At 70.4% G+C, this 15,148-nt stretch carries 13 protein-coding genes; 8 read left to right on the top strand and 5 right to left on the bottom strand.

Annotated elements, in window-relative coordinates; genetic code table 11:
* The first annotated feature begins 39 nt into the window (after positions 1-39).
* The gene (locus ABZS61_RS23100) at positions 40-1,092 is read left to right on the top strand and encodes a sigma-70 family RNA polymerase sigma factor (protein WP_356424275.1); all 1,053 of its coding nucleotides are present in this window, start codon (positions 40-42) and stop codon (positions 1,090-1,092) included.
* A 30-nt stretch (positions 1,093-1,122) separates the two neighbouring features.
* On the opposite strand, the gene ABZS61_RS23105 is transcribed toward ABZS61_RS23100, so the two are convergent.
* Positions 1,123-1,374, bottom strand: coding sequence for a DUF397 domain-containing protein (locus ABZS61_RS23105; protein WP_356424278.1), 252 nt, complete (start codon positions 1,372-1,374; stop codon positions 1,123-1,125).
* 3 nt (positions 1,375-1,377) lie between these two features.
* On the bottom strand, positions 1,378-2,196 hold the full coding sequence (locus tag ABZS61_RS23110) for a helix-turn-helix transcriptional regulator (RefSeq protein ID WP_356424281.1): 819 nt from the start codon (positions 2,194-2,196) through the stop codon (positions 1,378-1,380).
* Positions 2,197-2,307: 111 nt separating this feature from the next.
* Between ABZS61_RS23110 and ABZS61_RS23115 the strand changes: the two genes are divergently transcribed.
* From ABZS61_RS23115 to ABZS61_RS23125, 3 genes are read left to right on the top strand one after another with little or no spacing between them, the layout of a single operon-like run.
* Positions 2,308-2,754: an ATP-binding protein gene (locus ABZS61_RS23115; RefSeq protein WP_356424284.1), complete on the top strand. Its 447-nt coding sequence runs from the start codon at positions 2,308-2,310 to the stop codon at positions 2,752-2,754.
* A 15-nt stretch (positions 2,755-2,769) separates the two neighbouring features.
* Entirely contained in the window at positions 2,770-3,810 is a 1,041-nt protein-coding gene (locus tag ABZS61_RS23120) for an NAD(P)/FAD-dependent oxidoreductase (RefSeq protein ID WP_356424287.1), read from the top strand.
* The gene (locus tag ABZS61_RS23125; protein ID WP_356424290.1) at positions 3,807-4,439 is read left to right on the top strand and encodes a class I SAM-dependent methyltransferase; all 633 of its coding nucleotides are present in this window, start codon (positions 3,807-3,809) and stop codon (positions 4,437-4,439) included. The genes ABZS61_RS23120 and ABZS61_RS23125 overlap by 4 nt, the downstream gene beginning before the upstream one ends.
* A gap of 88 nt (positions 4,440-4,527) precedes the next feature.
* Here the strand turns inward: ABZS61_RS23125 and ABZS61_RS23130 are convergent, their stop codons facing one another.
* Positions 4,528-5,145 (bottom strand): YceI family protein, encoded by a 618-nt coding sequence (locus ABZS61_RS23130; RefSeq protein ID WP_356424293.1) that lies wholly within the window; start codon positions 5,143-5,145, stop codon positions 4,528-4,530.
* Positions 5,146-5,401: 256 nt separating this feature from the next.
* Between ABZS61_RS23130 and ABZS61_RS23135 the strand changes: the two genes are divergently transcribed.
* Positions 5,402-5,923, top strand: coding sequence for a hypothetical protein (locus ABZS61_RS23135; protein ID WP_356424296.1), 522 nt, complete (start codon positions 5,402-5,404; stop codon positions 5,921-5,923).
* A 61-nt stretch (positions 5,924-5,984) separates the two neighbouring features.
* On the opposite strand, the gene ABZS61_RS23140 is transcribed toward ABZS61_RS23135, so the two are convergent.
* Both ABZS61_RS23140 and ABZS61_RS23145 read right to left on the bottom strand, forming a co-directional pair.
* A complete protein-coding gene (locus ABZS61_RS23140) occupies positions 5,985-7,205 on the bottom strand; it encodes a cysteine desulfurase-like protein (RefSeq protein WP_356424299.1) in 1,221 nt (406 codons plus the stop codon).
* A 195-nt stretch (positions 7,206-7,400) separates the two neighbouring features.
* Complete coding sequence (locus tag ABZS61_RS23145) at positions 7,401-8,627, bottom strand: glycoside hydrolase family 64 protein (RefSeq protein ID WP_356424302.1); 1,227 nt, start codon at positions 8,625-8,627, stop codon at positions 7,401-7,403.
* A 358-nt stretch (positions 8,628-8,985) separates the two neighbouring features.
* Here ABZS61_RS23145 and ABZS61_RS23150 point away from each other — a divergent pair, with 358 nt between their 5' ends.
* The 3 genes from ABZS61_RS23150 (at position 8,986) to ABZS61_RS23160 (ending at position 14,997) form a co-directional block, all read left to right on the top strand.
* Positions 8,986-12,855: an endo-alpha-N-acetylgalactosaminidase family protein gene (locus tag ABZS61_RS23150; RefSeq protein ID WP_356424305.1), complete on the top strand. Its 3,870-nt coding sequence runs from the start codon at positions 8,986-8,988 to the stop codon at positions 12,853-12,855.
* Positions 12,856-13,138: 283 nt separating this feature from the next.
* On the top strand, positions 13,139-14,722 hold the full coding sequence (locus ABZS61_RS23155) for an acyl-CoA carboxylase subunit beta (RefSeq protein ID WP_356424308.1): 1,584 nt from the start codon (positions 13,139-13,141) through the stop codon (positions 14,720-14,722).
* 71 nt (positions 14,723-14,793) lie between these two features.
* On the top strand, positions 14,794-14,997 hold the full coding sequence (locus ABZS61_RS23160; RefSeq protein WP_329207026.1) for an acyl-CoA carboxylase subunit epsilon: 204 nt from the start codon (positions 14,794-14,796) through the stop codon (positions 14,995-14,997).
* The last annotated feature ends 151 nt before the right edge of the window (positions 14,998-15,148 follow it).

Raw genomic sequence — 15,148 nt, forward strand, 5'->3', positions numbered from 1 at the left:
CACACCGGACCCTGAACCACGGACCAGAGGGCTTTGAACGTGAGGGACCCACGTACCGTCCGTCGACCGCCCGGTCCGGGCAACCGGTGGGAGCTCATCTGGAGCCACCGGGACGAGCTCCTGGAGATCGCGCGAAGCCGCTCGGCGAGCACCGAGGAGGCCGAGGACGCCGTGCAGGAAGCGATGATCCGTGCGGTGGAGGACCCAGGCGTGCAGTACGGCCGGGTGCGCTCGTGGCTCAGGCTCGCGACCCTTCGCGCATGCGCCGAACGGCACCGGCAGGTCGCCCGGGACGCGGAGCTGAGCGAGAGCCTCTCCGCGGCTTCCGTCGCCCTCTCCCCGGTCGAGGAGGCGGCATGCGACCGGGCGGAGGCCAGGTGGCTGGCCGCTCGCAGCGCGGAGCTGCTGCCCGCCCGCCAGGCAGAGGCGCTGCGGCTGCACTCCCAGGACCTCGACGTCGGACAGGTGGCCCGGACGATGGGCCTGAGCTACCGGGCCACCGAATCACTGCTCGCCAGAGCCAGACGCTCGCTGCGCAACACTCTGGCCGGGGGCCTCACCCTCGCCATGACCGTGTGGCTGTCCGCCCGGAGATTCCCGCGTACGGGCGTCACCCAGCAGGCAGTCGCGGCATCGGCGGCGGTGACGGTCGCGGTGGTGGGACTGACCCTGCCCGCCCGTTCCTCCGGTCGGCCGGAGAGCCGGCCCCCGGTGGACAGTTCCGAGGGCGCCGCCCCGCGAGCCGTGGCGCTACCCGCTCCTCGTGTGACTCCCGAACGTTTCCCCGGGCCCGCCTCACCGGACTCCGTCGACCGGACGGGCCCGGACACCTCCCGGCCCGTAACGAGGAATCCGCCGAGGACCTACGATCCGCAGAGTGCGGCAGCCGTGGAGATGGTGATCGGATTCGGAGCGCGCGTGCCCGTACTGCGGCCTGCTGCCATACCTACGTCGACACCGTCACTGCCGGTGGACGCACCTGGTGTCGATTCTCCGAAAGCGCCCTCGGTGCCGGTCGAGATCTCCACCGACGGCTCCGCCGCGCTGTCGAACCTGCGCCGAGTGAACCGCCAGGGAGTTCTCTCGCGCTGAGCGGGTCACCGGGAGCGCCTGCGGTGGTGGTCAGACGGTGGAGCTGATGAACGCGTCCCAGGCGGCCTGGGGCACGGTGAGGACGGGGCCGCCGGTGACCTTGGAGTCGCGGATGTGTACGGCGGCGGGGTGGGCGGAGACCTCGACGCAGTCGCCGCCCTGGTCGCTGCTGTAACTGGACTTGTGCCAGGCGTAGGCAACTTCGAGGCAGGCGCCGCCTTCGCTGGCGCTGTAGCTGGACTTGAACCACGTGAGGGATGCGGCGTGTGCTGCGCGAGTCATGACTCACTCTCCAAGCAGGTCGTCCAGTAGGCGCATGCTTTCCTCAGGGGAAAACGCCTGCGACCGCAGCATCCCATATTTCTGCTGCAGCACACTGACCTCGTCGAGGTCGTCGATCAGCACACTGACACGCTGGCCCTCGATATAAGCCAGTTGATCGTGGTCAGGGGTTTCCAGCAGGACCATCGGCCCGTCGAGCGCGGCGTGTGTCTCACGGTTCGTGGGCATGATCTGCAGTACCAGGAAGGGCAGTTCGGCGCAGCGACGCAGGTGCTGAATCTGCTCGCGCAGTACCGAGCGGCCTCCGAGAGGCCGCGCCAGAATGCACTCCTCGATCAGAAAGTTCGCCATCGGCCGGGGCTTTCGCTCGAACAGGCGCTGCCGGTCGAGCCGGGCCGAGATGCGCTCCTCCAGCTCGTCGTCCTCCAGAGGTGGGTAGAGGCTGGCGAACACGGCGCGGGCATACTCTTCCGTCTGAAGTAGCCCCGGCACCACCTGATTCTCGTACCACAGCAGCGTCACCGCCTCCTGCTCGTACTCCACGAAGTCCTGTGCGAACGCCGGGAACCGCTCCTTCTGCGGCACCTTCCCCACCGCGACCCGCAACACCCCCTTGGTGTCCAGCAGTTCGTCCAGTTGCGACGCGAAGTCCGCCTGGAGCGGTCGGCGGCCCTGCTCGATCGAGGCGATCGTGTCCTCGCCCACGCAGAAGCGGTCGGCCAGGGATGTCTGGGTGAGCCCGGCCGCCCGGCGGAAGGCGGCCAGCTGTGCGCCGATGACGTGCCAGGACGTGACCCGCTTGTTCCTCTTCACCGCGTGCATGTCGTGCCTCTCCCCGTACGCGACCCCGCCGGACCCGTCAGCGCTCGTACGAACGCGGTGTACGACCTGACGCGGTGACCCACAGTAGTGACGTTCTGTGACAGTCGTCCCGTGAATGAATCAACGCAACTCGCCTCCTTCCGCGAGGCCTTCTACCGCCGCGAGCGCAGGTCGATCCCCCTCGCACGCGAGTTCGCGCGCGAGACGCTGCTCGACTGGGCGTGCGGGGTGCCCGTCGGAGACGTACTGCTCTGCGTGAGCGAGCTCGCCACCAACGCACTGGTGCACGGTGTCCCGCCCGGCCGCGGATTCCGTGTCCGCCTCTCCTGGGGGCGCGTGCTCAGGGTCGAGGTGCACGACAGCGGGGGCGGCGAGGTCCAGGAGGGGGCGGAGCTCGCCCCGTACGCGGAGTACGGGCGCGGGCTGATGCTCGTCGGGGCGCTCGCCGACGCGTGGGGGGTGGGGGAGCGGAGTCCGGGGAAGACCGTCTGGTGCGAGTTTGCCGCTTCGGCAAGCAAGCTTGTCGAAACGGGGGAGGGCGCGCACCATCTGCCGTAGATGGAGGTGTTTCGCATGAGTGACAAGAATCAGCGCTACGACGTGGTCGTGGTGGGCGGCGGGGCCGCCGGGCTGAGCGGGGCCCTGGCCCTGGCCCGGGCCAGGCGTTCCGTGCTCGTGATCGACGCGGGCAGCCCGCGCAACGCACCCGCGTCCCACGTGCACAACTACCTGGGCCGCGAGGGCACCCCGCCCTCGGAGTTGCTGGCCATCGGCCGGGCGGAGGCCTCCGGGTACGGGGCCGAGGTCGTCGAGGGCGAGGCCGTGGCGGCCGAGAAGCTCCCGGACGGCGGGTTCCGGGTCGTACGGGAGGACGGGAGCGCCGTCGAGGCACGCCGGCTGCTGGTCACCACCGGGCTGGTCGATGAACTGCCGCAGGTGGAAGGCCTGGCCGAACGCTGGGGCCACGAGGTGCTGCACTGCCCGTACTGCCACGGCTGGGAGGTGCGGGACCGGGCGATCGGCATCCTGGCCGTGAGCCCGATGGCTGTGCACCAGGCACTGCTCTGGCGGCAGTGGAGCGACGACGTGGTGCTGTTCCGGCACCTCCGGCCCGACTTCACCGATGAGGAGTACGAGCAGCTGGCCGCGCGGGGCATCGCCGTGGTGGACGGCGAGGTGACCGGGCTCGACGTGGAGGGCGACCGGTTCACCGGCGTGCGGTTGGCCGGTGGCACGGTGATCCCGCGCGAGGCGCTCGTGGTCCAGCCGCGCTTCACCGCGCGTTCGGGACTCCTGGAGAGCCTCGGCCTGGTACCCACCGCGATGGAGATGGGCGACCACGTCATCGGTTCGTACATCGCGGCAGATCCCGCCGGTGCGACCGAGGTACCCGGGGTGTGGGTGGCCGGTAACGTCGCCAACCTCATGGAGCAGGTGGTCGGAGCGGCGGCCGCCGGACTGAAGGCAGCCTCGATGATCAACATGGACCTCGTCACCGAGGACACCCGCCGCGCGGTCGACGCCCGGCAAGAACCCTTCTCGGCGGAGGCCGAGCGGCTCGTCACCGAGCGTGTGCTCGGAAACCGCCGTCATGGACTGCAGGAGATCCGATGACCGACGACACCACCCGGACCGACGCCGAACTCTGGGACGACCGGTACCGGGAGAGCGACCGGATCTGGAGCGGGAACCCCAATACCGCCCTGGTCCGTGAAGTGGAGGGCCTGAAGCCGGGGCGCGCCCTCGACCTGGGCTGCGGCGAGGGTGCCGACGCGGTCTGGCTCGCCCGGTGGGGCTGGACGGTCACCGCCACCGACATTTCGCGGGTCGCCCTGGAGCGGGCGGCCGGGCACGCGGCCGACGCGGGCGTGGCGGACCGCATCGACTGGCAGTGGCACGCCCTGGGGGCCTCGTTCCCCGAAGGGGAGTACGACCTGGTCTCCGCCCAGTTCCTGCATTCCATGGGCGACCTGCCGCGCGAGCAGATCCTGCGGCGGGCGGCTTCGGTGGTCGCGCCCGGTGGCGTGCTCCTGATCGTCGGGCACGCGGGCTTCCCCTCCTGGGAGCACGACCACCCGGATGTGGAGCTGCCGACCACGGACGAGGTGCTCGCCTCTCTCGCACTCCCGGACGGGGAGTGGGAGGTGCTGGTCAGCGCGGAGCACGAGCGGATCCAGAACGACCCGGACGGGAACCCCACCACCCGCACGGACAACGCGCTGAAGGTGCGCCGCACCGTGTGACCGGGCTGCCGCGGACGCCGGAGCGCCCGCCTTCCTCCCCGGTGGGGGAGCGAAGGCGGGCGCGCTCGGTTCAGGCTCTCCGTGCGGTTCAGGCCTGCGGGGCGGCCTTGATGGCGGAGATGTCGAAGTTCAGCTTGACCTTGTCGCCGACCAGCACACCGCCGGTCTCCAGCGCGGCGTTGTAGGTCAGGCCCCAGTCGGAGCGCAGGATCTCGGCGCTGCCCTCGAAGCCCACACGCTGGTTTCCGTAGGGGTCGGTGGCGGAGCCGTTGAACTCCAGGTCGATGGCGAGCGGGCGGGTGACGTCCTTGATGGTGAGGTCGCCGGTGACGCGGTACGTGTCGCCGCCGAGCTGCTCGGCCGTGGTGGAGCGGAACGTCATGAGGGGGAACTTCTCGGCCTCGAAGAAGTCGCCGCTGACCAGGTGGCCGTCACGGTCGGCGATGCCGGTGTCGACGCTGGCGATCTTGACGTCGATGGAGGCGGAGGAGTTCGACGGGTCGGCGCCGTCCAGCTGCAGGGTGCCCTCGTGCTCGCCGAAGGAGCCGCGCACGTTGGTGACCATGGCGTGGCGCACGGTGAAGCCGATGCTGCTGTGTGCCGGGTCGATCGCGTAGGTGCCGGTCAGGGCGGCCAGTGCGGGGTCCACCGCGAGGGTGGCGGTGGTGGACGGGGCGTCGTTGTTCTTGCGGTTGAACAGAGCCATGGCTCCTCCTCGGGGACGTGTTCAGACGAGTGGCTGTCGAAGTTCTTGTTTAACCTTCAACGAGATTGACTGTAGACCAATGTGGTTCGAAATTCAACAACAAGGGTCCAGGCCCTTCCGAAAGCCGCTCCGTCCCTCATTCCGGTCGTGCGGTACCTCTGGCGGACGCGCGTAGAACCGGGCAGGATCTCCCTGCTCGCCCCGCACGGCGGCTCGCTCATTCCCCGTTTTGTCATGAGCAGGAGGAATCCCCCCAATGCTGACCCGTTCCGCACTCCGCTCGGCCCTGACCGCCCTCGCCCTCGTCCTTGGTGTGCTCTTCGCACCCGGGGTCGGCGTGATCGGCGGGTCGACCGAGGCCCACGCAGTGACCAAGCTGACCCACTCCCAGGCCACCTCCCGCTTCAGCTCCTCCGGGGTCACCTGGTCGTCGTCCGGTGGCTGCTCCAACCGGAACGTCTCCACCTGTACGTCCTTCGACCAGCTCAACCTCACCAGCGCCCAGGGCGCCCAGACGCTCAAGAGCGCCACGGGATGCGGGCTCAACATCACCGGCGGCACCGAGACCGGGCACGCCAGTGGCACGTACTCGCACTGGAACGGCTACAAGCTCGACTTCGGCAAGACCACCTGCCTGACGAACTACGTGAAGAGCGCGTTCACCTACATCGGCGTGCGCGGCGACGGAGCACCCCAGTACCGGTCCGGATCCGGCAACGTCTACGCGGACGAGGGCAACCACTGGGACGTGACGTACTACAACTGCGGCGGCTGCTGATCCCGCCGCAGGCACAGGTGCCCCCGTCCGGCGGGACGGGGGCACCGTAGGTCCGGGACGCTCAGGCGCCGGCGGGGTGGGCGGTGAGGAACCCGGCCAAGGCGTCCAGCAGCCGGTCGGCGTCCTCGGCGCTGCTGTACGGGGCGAGACCGATCCGCAGCCCGCCACCGTCGCCCAGACCCAGATGACGCGAGGCCTCCAGGGCGTAGAAGGAACCGGCCGGAGCGTCGACCCCGCGCTCGGCCAGATACCGCGAGGCGAGGACGGCGGAGCGGCCCGGGAACGTCAGCAGCAGCGTCGGCGTGCGCAGGGCCGCCCGCGAGTGCACGGTGATCCCGTCGAGGGCGGCCAGCCCGGTCTCGATGCGGGCCCGCAGGGCGTCCTCATGCGCCTCGATCTCCTCGAAGGCCGCGAGGAGCCGATCCCGCCGGGTGCCCTCCGTGCCGGGCGCCAGTGAGGCGATGAAGTCCACCGCGGCGCGGGCGGCGGCCAGCAGCTCGTACGGGAGGGTGCCCAGCTCCAGGCGCTCCGGGATCGCGTCCGTGGACGGCAGGAGCTTGTCGGGCCGCAGGGTCTCCAGCAGCTCGGGCCGGCTCGCCAGCACGCCCATGTGCGGACCGAGGAACTTGTACGGCGAGCAGACCAGGAAGTCCGCGCCGACGGCGTTCAGGTCGACGGCCGCGTGAGCCGTGTAGTGCACGGCGTCGACGTGCAGCAGGGCGCCGGCGCGGTGGACGAGTCCGGCGATGGCGGGGAGGTCGGGGCGGGTGCCGACGAGGTTGGAGGCGCCGGTGACGGCGACCAGCCGGGTCCGCTCGCCGAGTACGGCGGCGACGTGGCCGGGCGTCAGCTCCGCCGTCGCGGGGTCGAACTCGGCCCAGCGGACCGTCGCGCCCACCGCTTCGGCGGCCTGGATCCAGGGGCGGATGTTGGAGTCGTGGTCGAGACGGCTGACCACCACCTCGTCGCCGGGCCCCCAGTCCTTGGCCAGGGTCCGTGAGAGGTCGTAGGTGAGCTGCGTCGAGCTGCGGCCGAACACGATGCCGCGCGGTTCGGCCCTCAGGAGGTCGGCCAGTGCGGACCGGGCCCCGGCCACGATGGCCTCGGCATTGCGCTCGCCCTCGTTCTGCGTGCCCCGGACGGCGAGCGGGTTCGCCAGCGCGTCGGTGATCGCGTCGATGACCGGCTGGGGTGTCTGGGTGCCGCCGGGCGCGTCGAAGCGGGCCGACCCGGACTTCAGGGCCGGGATCTGCGCGCGGACTGCGTGGACGTCGAAGGGCATGCGTTCTCCTGGAACCTTGCTGCGGGCCGGCTGGGGAGGCGGCGCACGGGTACGGGCCCCCGGACAGGATCCTGCCCCTCGCCGGTACGCGACGCGCAGCCGGGTGCCGGAACCGCCCGGCCGATGCGGACGCGGCAGGGCCGCCCGCCGTGTGGGGGAACGGCGGACGGCCCTGGTCCTGACGTCGGCCTCCGGTCAGGAACCGACGCTCACGGTGAAGCGCCGCGGGTTGCCGTCGTGGGCCGCCCCGGAGACGTCCGGCTGGCCGTCCGGGCGCACGTCGTCGTACGGGAACGCGTACCCGATCGGCGAGTTCGCGTGGACGACGCGCGACCAGTGATTGGTCACCGCGCCCTTGTAGTAGTCCGCGACCGTGGTGCCGTTGGGCTGCTGGGGGTGGCTGAGCATGATCGAGCGGTTGAAGCCCGCCGCGATCCTCGCCAGCAGCGCCTTCTTGTCGTCGGAGTCCCCCGGGTTGTTCGTGAAGGGCCCGTGGTTGCAGGTGAAGATGTCCTTCGACGTCGGCTTGACGAAGGTGTGACCGCCCTCGAACGTCAGGGTGTCGCCGCTGACCCGGCCCGCGAGCGTGCCCCGGCCGCCCTGGAGGTCGATCCGCAGGTCGGTGGAGCGGTACTTCTCCCAGACCTCGTCGATCTGCGCCGTGAACAGATCCCGGAACGGCATCTCGTTCGGCCGGTCGAAGAACGGCGCCATCAGGTTCTGCGGCGAGACGACCCGCAGGACCTTCCCGTCCGAGCCGCGCGTCACCAGCTTGTCCCAGGGCTGCCCGTCAGCGGCGGCCTGTGCCGTCAGGTCGTCGGCGATACGCTGCACCGCGCCGTCCGGGAGCGGCGCCACGGTGTGCGTACCGTCGCCCTCCAGGGTCAGGCCGATCGGCAGCGCGGTCACCAGGTCGACGTAGCTGATGTTCGCGTAGATCTGCTGCGGGTTGAATGTGAACTCGCAGAACGACCAGGTCCGCCCGTAGTTCGGGTCGGTGGGCGTCGCGAAGGCCGGCTCGACCAGCGAAGGGCCCGGGTTCAGGTAGAAGTCCAGCTTGTCGTCGCGGACGAAGTAGACCCGCGCCCCGTACATCTGAGGAAGCGTCAGCACGACCGGTCCGGCGCCCGCGGCCTTCAGCGGGATGGCGCAGTCCACCGGGAGCGGGGTCTGCGGCGCACCCGGGGAGTCCGGGTGGTAGACGCTGCCGTCGGCCCGCAGCAGCACCCAGCGATCGGTGCCCTGCTCGTGGCCGGTGACGTACGCGTGGACGGTTCCCGGCAACGAGCGGTTCTCCAGGGCGAGTTCGCACGTCGCCGGTGCGGCCGACGCGCGCGGGCTCAGGGCGCTGCCCCAGAGCGGGTAGGTGAGCGCGGTCGCTGAGGCGGCTGCGCCCGTCAGGAACATTCTGCGCGAAATCATGAAGAACTCCCGAGGTGTGGGGGCCGCAGGCGGAGTGATGGACGGTCGAGCGGGGAGGCGGTGCAGTGGGGGGCCGCCTGCGGTGCGAACCACTCTCACCACGGGTGCCGCGAGCGTCAAGAGTTACGACTGAGAGCGCTCTCAAGAATTGGAATTCTTCACAACTCGACGGCTCGGAGCGGCATTTCGCGACCCTCGGTCGGTGATCGCATGCACGCGGTGAACAGGAACTGAACGCGTGCCCCCGCCCGACCCGGCCTGCCGCACTTGGACTAACCGACCGCTGTTGTTGGACTGGTAAGTCCCGCGGGGCGGTATGACGTTGACCCTGCCGAGGCCGTGGGATTACTCAGTCCTCATGTCGTCAAGATTCCGTTCGGCGGGCGCAGTCGCCGCCGCCTCAGCCGCCGTCCTGGCCCTCGTGGGGACCGCGCTCCCCGCCGCAGCCGCCGACCCTCCGCCCGCCGCGGCAGCCGATTCCGCCGCAGCAGGCGCCGTCATCGCCTCGGAACGGCTCTCCGTCTCCGTCGCCGAGGACTTCCCACGCGTCCTGACGTACACCGACCGGGCCAGTGGCGCACAACTGGCCGGCAGCACACAGCCGGTCACCACCGTCACGCTCAACGGGGCCGCCCACCCCGTGCGGCTCAAGGGCGCACCGGAGTTCACCGCGACGTCGGCCCGCTACACCCTCACCTTCGAGGACCTGCCCGGCGTGGAGATCGACACCACGCTCTCCGTGGCCGGACGCGCCACCACCTTCAAGGTGGCCGCCGTCCGTGACACCGAGGCCTTCCGCGTCGGCACCATCGACATACCCGGCCACGACCTGGTCTCCGTCGACTCCACCGAGACCGGTGCCGCCACGGCATTCACCCGGCTGGACCCGGACTCCACGAGGACCGCGGACGTGTTCGCGAAGGTCACCGAGGAGACGGCCGCCGACAGCGCGCCGCTCGGCGCCTCGTACGCCCTCGTCAACACCGGCACCCTGGCCGCCGCCATCGAGTCCAACTCCACGTACGACAAGCCCTCGGGCGCCACGGGCGGCGACGACGCCCGCTTCTGGCACCAGGCCCGCAAGGCGGCCGACGGCAGCGTCCGGGTGGGTGTCCGGTCCGGTCAGTGGACCTACCGCGGCGAAGGTGCGCCGAAGCCGGAGAGCGGGGCGGACCTGCCCTGGGCGAAGGTCGTCGTCACGCCCGACGCCAACGGCGACAAGGCCGTGAACTGGCAGGACGGCGCGGTGGCCTTCCGGTCCATCGGAATCACGGCGCCGGGCTCCGAGGACACCGCGAACCGGGTCATCACCCACATCCCGTTCAACTTCGCCAGCCAGGCCACCCACCCCTTCCTGCGCACCCTCGACGACGTCAAGCGGGTCTCGCTCGCCACCGACGGCCTCGGCCAGCTCGCGGTGCTCAAGGGCTACGGCTCCGAGGGCCACGACTCCGCCCACCCCGACTACGGCGGCAACTACAACAAGCGGGCCGGCGGCCTCAAGGACCTCAACGCACTGCTCGAGGACGGCAAGAAGTGGGGCGCCACCTTCGGCGTCCACGTCAACGCCACAGAGTCCTACCCCGAGGCGAACGCCTTCGACGAGAAGCTCGTCGACAGGACCAGGCCCGGCTGGAACTGGCTCAATCAGAGCTACTACATCGACCAGCGCCGCGACATCAACAGCGGAGACCTCGCGAAGCGCTTCCAGCAGCTGCGCGACGAGACCGACGACAACCTCGGCTTCCTCTACATCGACGTGTACTACTCGCACGGCTGGATCGCGGACAAGACCCTTCGGGCCGTGCAGCAGCAGGGCTGGAACGTCGGCACCGAATGGGCCGACAAATTCGAGCGCGGCTCGCTCTGGTCCCACTGGGCCAACGACCTCGACTACGGCGGGGCCACCAACAAGGGCCTCAACTCAAAGATCATCCGCTTCATCCGCAACGACGAGAAGGACATCTGGAACAACGACCCGGTCCTCGGCCAGACCGCGCTGGAGGACTTCGAGGGCTGGACCGGCGAGACCGATTGGAACGCCTTCTACGCCAACATCTGGGAGCGGAACCTCCCCGCCAAGTACCTCCAGCAGCAGAAGATCACCCGCTGGGACGGCAACGACGTCACACTCACAGGCGGGGTGCGCGGCACGGTCGAGGACGGCAGCCGAACCTTCTACGATCACGGCCGCAAGGTCCTCAGCGGCACCGGCTACCTGCTGCCCTGGGACGGCGGAAAGAAGCTCTACCACTACAACAAGGCTGGTGGCACCAGCAGTTGGGCCGTGCCCGGCACGGGCGCGTACACCGTCTACAAGCTCACCGACAACGGCCGCGTCAAGACCGGCACCGTCCGGCCCGTCGGCGGGAAGATCACACTGAAGGCCACCGCCGGACAGCCCTACGTCCTCCACCCGGGCAGCGCGCCGCAGGCCGCCGACCCGCAGTGGGGCGAGGACACCCCCGTCGACGACCCGGGCTTCAACGACGGCGGGCTCCACGACTGGACGCGGACCGGCACCGTCACCCGTGACACCGACGACCAGGGACGCAACAGCGCCGAGCTCTCCGGCTCCGGTACGGTCGCGCTCTCCCAGCGCATCACCGGACTGAAGCCCGGCACGCGCTACACCGCCTCCGCGTTCATCGAGGTCGAGCCGGGCAGGAGCCGGCACACCACCCTCTCGGCCGGCGGGAAGTCCGTGGCCGTGGACCGGTCCACCGCCGAGGACCACGTCGCCGCGTCCGACCGGCACGGTACGTACTTCCAGCGGGCCAAGGTCAACTTCACCGCCCCCGCCGACGGCCGCACCACCTTGCGCGTCGAGGCGGCCGGCGGCAGCACGGCGACCGTGCGGGCCGACGACGTACGCATCGTCGCCAACGCCCCGGCGACGAAGCCGGGCACCGTCGCGTACGAGGACTTCGAGGACGTCGACCAGGGCTGGGGCCCCTTCCTCAAGGGCGACGCGGGCGGCACCACCGACCCCCGCACCAGCATCTCCCAGCTGCACGCCCCCTACACCCAGGCCGGCTGGAACGGGAAGCTCGTCGACGACGTGCTCGGCGGCAAGGAGTCCCTCAAGGCCCACGAGGAGAACACCGGCCTCGTCTACCGGACCGCACCGTGGACCGTCCCGATGACCGACGGCCGCCGCTACGAGGTCGCGTACGACTACCAGTCCAGTCACGCCGGTGCCTACGAGTGGGTCGACGGATACGACCGGATCGACGCCGACGGCGCCCCCTCCTCGACCGAGACCCGGGCCACGCCGATCGGCCGGCAGCTCACCACCCGTCACTTCACCGAAACCGTCACCGCCGGCTGCGGGGACACCTGGACCGGGCTGCGCAAGCGCGGCGACGCTCCCGAGGGTGCCGACTTCGTGCTCGACGGATTCACGGTGACCGACCTCGGACCCGCCCCCGCGGGCGAGCGGGCCGCCTGCGCCACGCTCGCCGTCACGGCCGGAACCCAGGCACTGGAGCCCGGCGTGGCCGCCACGGTGAAGGCCCCCTTCACCAACCATGAGGCAACGGAGGCCACCGGCGTCGAGGTCGCCCTGACCCTTCCGGAAGGCTGGACGGCACAGCCCGCCGGGGCCGTCACCTTCGACCGGGTCGCACCCGGCGCCACGACCGAGGCGCGCTGGCAGGTCACCCCGCCCGCGGACGCCGCGTACACGGCGTACGACCTGGGCGCCGCCGCCTCGTACACGGTCGACGGCATGGCACGCACCCTGGGCGCGAACACCACCGTGCGGACCCTGCCCCCGCCGCCCGTCACCGACAGCTGGGCCAGTGACCTGGACTGGACGAGCTCGGAGAACGGCTGGGGCCCGGTCGAGCGCGACCTCTCCAACGGAGGAACGGGCGCCGGCGACGGCACCCCCCTGAAGATCGGCGGTACCGCGTACGAGAAGGGCCTCGGCACCCACGCCCCGGCGAAGGTCCGCTACTACCTGGGCGGGAAGTGCACCTCGTTCACCGCCGAGGTCGGGGTGGACGATGCGCAGACCTCGCGGGGGAGCGTGCTGTTCTCCGTCACGGCGGACGGCACGGAGAAGGCCGCCTCGCCCGTGCTGAGGGCGGCGGACGCCCCGTGGCAGCTGGAGGCGGACGTCACCGGCGCGAAGTACGTCGAGCTGGCCGTCGCGGACGGCGGCGACGACAACGGCAACGACCACGCCGACTGGGGCAGCGCCCGCTTCCACTGCGGAAGCTGAACCAGGGCTTCTCACGAGGGGGCGGTTCCGGTTCCGGTTCCGCCCCCTGCCATTCTGGGTACGAGGTCCGCCGGGCCGGTGGATCCGCGGCGTGGCGCGCAGCCACCGATGTGCCCCACACCACAGACCCCTCTTTGTGGAAGACCCACAACGGGAGAGCCCCACGGGCTGGCAGATGGGCTGCATGGTGCGCCGGTTCTGTCAGGTGCCACCAGGAAACCGGGCAGGAGACTGTCCGGAGTCGACGGCACGATTACCTGGGTCGGGTTCGTAGGGTCGATACATGACCGTTGTGGACGAAATCCCGGGCGAGCCGAGTGACACGCGTGGCCGGGTGGCCGAACTGCTGGATCTGCGCGAGCAGGCACGGCGCGGACCGAGCGACCGGGCGACCGAGGCGCAGCACGCCAAGGGCAAGCTGACCGCCCGGGAGCGCATCGAGCTCCTGCTCGACCCGGGTACGTTCAAGGAGGTCGAGCAGCTCCGCCGCCACCGGGCGACCGGTTTCGGCCTGGAGGCCAAGAAGCCGTACACCGACGGTGTCATCACCGGCTGGGGCACGGTCGAGGGCCGCACGGTCTTCGTCTACGCGCACGACTTCCGGATCTTCGGCGGCGCCCTGGGCGAGGCCCACGCCACCAAGATCCACAAGATCATGGACATGGCCATCTCGGCCGGTGCTCCGCTGGTCTCGCTGAACGACGGCGCCGGCGCCCGTATCCAGGAGGGCGTGAGCGCGCTCGCCGGGTACGGCGGGATCTTCCAGCGCAACACCCGCGCCTCCGGTGTCATCCCGCAGATCAGCGTGATGCTCGGCCCGTGCGCGGGCGGCGCGGCCTACAGCCCCGCCCTCACCGACTTCGTGTTCATGGTCCGTGAGACCTCGCAGATGTTCATCACCGGACCGGACGTCGTCAAGGCCGTCACCGGCGAGGAGATCACCCAGAACGGGCTCGGCGGCGCGGATGTGCACGCCGAGACCTCGGGCGTCGCGCACTTCGCGTACGACGACGAGGAGACCTGCATCGCCGAGGTCCGCTACCTGATCGGGATGCTGCCGTCCAACAACCGGGAGAACCCGCCCGTCACGGCGACCGACGACCCGGCCGACCGGCGCGGCGAGGTCCTGCTGGACCTGGTCCCGGCCGACGGGAACCGCCCGTACGACATGCACAAGGTGATCGAGGAGCTCGTCGACGACGGCGACTTCCTGGAGATCCACGAGCGCTGGGCCCGCAACATCATCTGCGCCCTGGCCCGGCTCGACGGCCAGGTCGTCGGCATCGTCGCCAACCAGCCGCAGTCGCTGGCCGGTGTCCTGGACATCGAGGCGTCCGAGAAGGCCGCTCGATTCGTCCAGATGTGCGACGCCTTCAACATTCCCCTCATCACTCTGCTGGACGTACCCGGCTTCCTGCCCGGCGTCGATCAGGAGCACGGTGGAATCATTCGGCACGGCGCGAAGCTCCTGTACGCGTATTGCAACGCCACCGTGCCGAGGATCTCGCTGATCCTGCGCAAGGCTTACGGAGGCGCGTACATCGTCATGGACAGCCAGTCCATCGGAGCCGACCTCACCTACGCCTGGCCCACCAACGAGATCGCGGTGATGGGCGCCGAAGGTGCCGCCAACGTCATCTTCCGCCGTCAGATCGCTGACGCCGAGGACCCCGAAGCCATGCGGGCCCGCATGGTCAAGGAGTACAAGGCCGAGCTGATGCACCCCTACTACGCCGCGGAGCGCGGCCTGGTCGACGACGTCATCGACCCCGCCGAGACGCGTGAGGTGCTGATCGCCTCTCTCGCGATGCTCCGCAACAAGCACGCGGACCTGCCGTCCCGCAAGCACGGCAACCCCCCGCAGTAGTCGCATCCGCCCCGGCAACCCCGGAGGCGTAGACGACCAGCTGCCCAGAACGTCCAGAAGACGGAGACACCATGAGCGTCACTCCCGCCGAGTCCGTGCTGCGCGTCGAGAAGGGCCAGGCCGGCCCCGAGGAGCTCGCGGCCATCACCGCGGTCCTGCTCGCACGCGCCGCCGCCCAGCCCGACGCGCCCGCCCACCGGGGCCGCAACCACGCCGGATGGCGCCGACTGGAGCGCACCCCCGGTTTCCGTGCCCCGCACAGCTGGCAGGGCTGAGAAGGGCCCTGCAGGCCCCTTCCGGACCCCCTCGGTCCCGGACGCACGGAAAGGCCCCGCACTCCCTCGGGAGTGCGGGGGCCGCGGGTCCGCTCCGGGCCGCTGCCCGCGGTGGTGCAGTACATCGGCTACAACGGCGGCCGCGGCATCC

This window comes from Streptomyces sp. NPDC005566, from assembly GCF_040605575.1.
Taxonomy (GTDB): domain Bacteria; phylum Actinomycetota; class Actinomycetes; order Streptomycetales; family Streptomycetaceae; genus Streptomyces.

Excerpts from the sequence above, each read along its gene's own strand:
- ABZS61_RS23105 (WP_356424278.1), bottom strand. The coding sequence starts at position 1,374 with ATGACTCGCGCAGCACACGCCGCATCCCTCACGTGGTTCAAGTCCAGC.
- ABZS61_RS23110 (WP_356424281.1), bottom strand. The coding sequence starts at position 2,196 with ATGCACGCGGTGAAGAGGAACAAGCGGGTCACGTCCTGGCACGTCATC.
- ABZS61_RS23120 (WP_356424287.1), top strand. The coding sequence starts at position 2,770 with ATGAGTGACAAGAATCAGCGCTACGACGTGGTCGTGGTGGGCGGCGGG.
- ABZS61_RS23125 (WP_356424290.1), top strand. The coding sequence starts at position 3,807 with ATGACCGACGACACCACCCGGACCGACGCCGAACTCTGGGACGACCGG.
- ABZS61_RS23130 (WP_356424293.1), bottom strand. The coding sequence starts at position 5,145 with ATGGCTCTGTTCAACCGCAAGAACAACGACGCCCCGTCCACCACCGCC.
- ABZS61_RS23135 (WP_356424296.1), top strand. The coding sequence starts at position 5,402 with ATGCTGACCCGTTCCGCACTCCGCTCGGCCCTGACCGCCCTCGCCCTC.
- ABZS61_RS23140 (WP_356424299.1), bottom strand. The coding sequence starts at position 7,205 with ATGCCCTTCGACGTCCACGCAGTCCGCGCGCAGATCCCGGCCCTGAAG.
- ABZS61_RS23145 (WP_356424302.1), bottom strand. The coding sequence starts at position 8,627 with ATGATTTCGCGCAGAATGTTCCTGACGGGCGCAGCCGCCTCAGCGACC.
- ABZS61_RS23150 (WP_356424305.1), top strand. The coding sequence starts at position 8,986 with ATGTCGTCAAGATTCCGTTCGGCGGGCGCAGTCGCCGCCGCCTCAGCC.
- ABZS61_RS23155 (WP_356424308.1), top strand. The coding sequence starts at position 13,139 with ATGACCGTTGTGGACGAAATCCCGGGCGAGCCGAGTGACACGCGTGGC.
- ABZS61_RS23160 (WP_329207026.1), top strand. The coding sequence starts at position 14,794 with ATGAGCGTCACTCCCGCCGAGTCCGTGCTGCGCGTCGAGAAGGGCCAG.